The organism is Streptomyces sp. NPDC096193, assembly GCF_040302905.1.
Taxonomy (GTDB): domain Bacteria; phylum Actinomycetota; class Actinomycetes; order Streptomycetales; family Streptomycetaceae; genus Streptomyces.
In genome coordinates this window covers 1-3,371 of record NZ_JBEOSJ010000063.1, presented here as the reverse complement: position 1 = coordinate 3,371, position 3,371 = coordinate 1, and the positions used below count along the sequence as shown (strand labels likewise).

Sequence of the window (3,371 nt, the reverse complement as noted above, 5' to 3'; positions counted from 1 at the left end):
GGCGATCGGGCAGGCCGCTGTGGTCGCCCACCACGACCAGCCGGGCAGCACCCGTTTGATCGCCTATGTCGTCCCCGACACCGGCGGACCGACGGCAGATGTGCGTGAGTTCGTGCGGCAGCGGTTGCCCGAGTACATGGCGCCGTCCACGTACGTCACCTTGGACCGGCTGCCGTTGACGGCCAACGGCAAGCTCGACCGGGACGCGCTGCCCGAACCCGATCAGGGCGCGCGGGCGGATGTGCCGCGTCGTGAGCCGCGGACCGAGCGCGAGCGACTGCTGGGGACGCTGGTCGCGCAGGCCCTGGGCGTGGAAAAGGTCGGCCCCGACGACGACTTCTTCGCGCTCGGCGGGGACAGCATCGTCTCGATCCGGCTGGTCAGCCTCGCTCGCTCGGCGGGTGTCGGACTCGCGGTCCGGGACGTCTTCGAGCAGCGGACCGCGGCCGGACTGGCCGAGGTCGCCGAGGAACTGGCCGTGTCGGCACCCGATCCCGACGCCTCCGGCGTGGGAGGGATGGAACCGACCCCGATCATGCGCTGGTTCGACGCGCGCGGTGGTGACATCGACGCGTTCCACCAGGCGATGCTGCTGGAGGTGCCGGCCGAGCTGCGCGAGGACCACCTCGTCGCGGCCGTTCAGGCACTCGTGGACCACCACGACGCGCTGCGGTTGACCCGGACACCGAACGGTCAGGACAACGGGGCGTGGTCGCTCGAGGTGGGTCCGGTGGGATCGGTGTCGGCCGCGGATCTGGTGCACCGTGTCGAGACCGCCGGCGCGGCCGTCGACGCGACGCTGGTCCGCGCACAGACGGAGGCGGCGTCCGACCGCCTATCGGCCGAGCGTGGCCTGCTGGTTCAGGTGGTCTGGTTCGACGCCGGACCGGCCGAACGGGGCAGGTTGCTGGTCGTCGTCAACCATCTCGTCGTCGACGGGGTGTCCTGGCGGATCCTGCTTCCCGATCTCATCGCCGCCTGCGAGGCCGTGGGGGGCGGCCGTCCCCCACGGCTGGACCCGGTGGGTACCTCCCTGCGCCGCTGGGCGAGTCTCCTCACCGTCGAGGCCCGGCGGCCGGCCCGCACCGCCGAGGCGGCGCTGTGGACCGAACTGCTCACCGCGGCCGACCCACCGCTGACCACTGGCAGGCTTGATGCCGCGCGGGACACCGTGGGCCGGGCCCGTGAGCTCACGCTCTCCCTGCCACCCGAGGTCACCACCCCGCTCCTTACGACGGTGCCCACGGCCTTCCACGCGAAGGTCGACGACGTCCTGCTCACCGCGCTCGCCCTGGCGGTCGCCCAGTGGCGCCGGACCCACGCACGCGGGCTACACACGGCTCTCCTGGTGGACGTGGAAGGACACGGGCGCGAGGAGATTGTCGATGGCACGGACCTCTCGCGCACCGTGGGGTGGTTCACCTCGCTTTATCCCGTCCGCGTCGACCCTGGCCCCCTGGCGTGGGAAGAGGTCGTCGACGGCGGGCCGTCGCTCGGACAGGCGCTGAAACGGGTCAAGGAACAGGTCCGCTCCCTGCCCGACCGGGGCTCCGGCTACGGCCTGTTGAGGCACCTCAATCCCGAGACCGGGCCGGAGCTGGCCGGGCTCGCGGCACCGCAACTCGGATTCAACTACCTCGGCCGGTTCCCCTCGGTGGGTGCCCCGGTGGTCCCCGGCCGCCCGGACTGGACCGTGGCCGCCGAGACGGGCCTGCTGAGCGGGGCCGACCCGGCGACCGCCCTGGCGCACGGGCTCGAGGTGAACAGCATGGTCCGCGACGCCCCGGACGGGCCGGAACTGGAGGCCGTCTGGACCTGGGCGCCAGATCTCTGGACCGAACGGCACGTCCGAGCCCTGGCCGACCACTGGTTCCGAGCGATCCGCGGGCTGGTCCGGCACGGCGAGCGCTCCGGCACCGGCGGCCACAGCCCCTCGGACTTCCCCCTGACCGAACTCAGCCAGCACGACATCGAGCAGCTCGAAGCAGCGTGGAGGGTGCAGAAATGACGTCGTCGGGCCTGGAAAACATCCTCCCCCTCTCCCCGATGCAGGAGGGGCTGCTGTTCCACTCCCGCTACGAGCAGGACGGCGCGGACGTCTACGCCGTGCAGCACGTCTTCGCCATCGAGGGCGCCCTCGACGCGGCGCGGCTGCGGGCCGCCGTGCTCGCGCTCGTCCAACGGCACCCGAACCTGCGCGCCGGTTTCCGGCAGGTGGACTCCGGCCGGACCGTCCAGCTGATACCACGTCAGATCGATGTTCCCTGGGACGAGTTCGACCTGTCGCCCCTTCCCGATGTCGACGCGGAGGCGGAGCTGGCCCGGCTCGCCGCCAAGGAGCACGCCCGCCGGTTCGACCTGGCCGAGCCGCCCCTGCTGCGCTTCTCCCTGGTGCGCCTGGCCGCCGGACGCCACCGCCTCATCATGACCACCCACCACATCCTGCTCGACGGCTGGTCGACGCCACTGCTCGTGCGCGAGCTGACCACGCTTTACGACAGCCAGGGCGACACCACCGTGTTGCCCCGAGTGGCCCCCTACCAAAAGTACTTGGGATGGCTCACGCAGCAGGACCAGCCGGCGGCGGAGGCCGCCTGGCGGGAGGCGCTCGGCGGACTCGAACAGCCGACGCTGATCACCCCGGTGGATCCGGGTCGCCCCGGACTGATGCCGGAGCGGATCACGGTGGAGCTGGACGAGGACCGCACGGCAGCGCTGGCCGACTGGGCGCGCCGGCACGGGGTGACGCTGAACACCGTGCTCCAGACCGCCTGGGGGCTGGTGCTGAGCCGGCGCACCGGCCACGACGACGTCGTGTTCGGGGCCGTCGTGGCAGGGCGCGACCCTCAACTGCCCGGCGTCGAGAGCATGGTGGGTCTGCTCATCAACATGGTGCCGGTACGGGTGTCCCTGGACCCGGCGCAGTCACTGCTGACCACCGTCGAACAGGTGCAGAGCGCGCAGTCGCGGCTCACCGGGCACCACCACCTCGGGCTCGCCCGCATCCAGCAACTGGCCGGCCTGGGCGACCTCTTCGACACCTCCCTGGTCTTCGAGAACTACCCGTGGGACGAGCCCGGCGAGCGGCCGGAGACCGGGCTGCGGATCACTCCTGACCTGGGCCGCGGGCGGGACGCGACGCACTATCCACTGACCCTGATCGCCGCCCCTGGCCGCCGTCTGTACCTCCGCCTGGACTACCGCGAGGACCTGTTCGACCGGGCGACGACCGCCGGGTACGTCGACCGGCTGATCCGGGTGCTCGACCTCGTCGTCACGGATCCTTCTCGGCCGATCGGGCGGATTGATCTGCTCTCTGCGGAGGAGCGGGCGGCTGTGCTGGCGGTGCCTGGTGCTGTTGTGCCGTCGCG

2 protein-coding genes are annotated in these 3,371 nt (G+C 71.8%); both read left to right on the top strand.

Annotated elements, in window-relative coordinates; genetic code table 11:
- Nucleotides 1–2,008, top strand: a 2,008-nt coding sequence (locus ABTX78_RS36025; RefSeq protein ID WP_352210973.1) for a condensation domain-containing protein, incomplete at its 5' end; no start/stop codon positions are given.
- Nucleotides 2,005–3,371, top strand: a 1,367-nt coding sequence (locus tag ABTX78_RS36020) for a condensation domain-containing protein (RefSeq protein ID WP_352210971.1), incomplete at its 3' end; no start/stop codon positions are given. The genes ABTX78_RS36025 and ABTX78_RS36020, both read left to right, overlap by 4 nt.